The sequence below is a fragment of the Acrocarpospora phusangensis genome, assembly GCF_016862995.1.
Lineage (GTDB): Bacteria > Actinomycetota > Actinomycetes > Streptosporangiales > Streptosporangiaceae > Acrocarpospora > Acrocarpospora phusangensis.
In genome coordinates, this window is sequence record NZ_BOOA01000218.1 from 1 (window position 1) to 576 (window position 576).

The 576-nt window shown below is 71.7% G+C and carries 1 protein-coding gene; it reads right to left on the reverse strand.

Annotated elements, in window-relative coordinates; translation table 11 throughout:
• Position 1 precedes the first annotated feature (1 nt).
• Positions 2-576, reverse strand: a 575-nt coding sequence (locus Aph01nite_RS41000) for a hypothetical protein (RefSeq protein WP_373872399.1), incomplete at its 5' end; no start/stop codon positions are given.

Below are 576 nucleotides of genomic sequence, written 5' to 3' on the forward strand. Positions count from 1 at the left end.
CTCAGGACTGGTTGAACAGTGAGAGCGTCAGGGTGGAGTGGTATTCGCCGGCGGCGACGTCGACGGGGGTGCGCAGGGCGAGGTCGGCGTTGACCTGGTGGGTGCCGATCTCGTCCGCGGAGTTGGCGGTGGAGACGAGGAGTTCCTGGCCTTGGAGGCCGACGGCGGGGGCGCCGGTGCCGTCGGCGACGACGCTGGAGACCGGCTCGCCGGCGGCGACGGCTCCGGTGGTGGTGCCGGACAGCAGGCGGGGTGCCCAGCCGAGGTACTGCGGGCCGATGGTCTTGGTGGGGTCGCCGGTGGCGACGAACTGGCTGGACTGGCCGACGACGGCCCAGAAGTCGCCGGTGGGGATCTCGTCGGGCAGGCGGGTGTCGGTGACGGTCACGGTGGGGAGGGTGCCGGTGAACTGGCGGGCGGCGTCGTTGGAGCCGTTCTCCGACAGGGTGACGCCGGTGTTGTCGGCGACGGTCATGGAGACGGTTCCGGGCACGCGGAGGGGTTCGATGGTGACCGAAACCTCGACCCCGTTGGTGTCGGGGTCATCGGCGGCCATCGCCGGACCGGACACGCCGG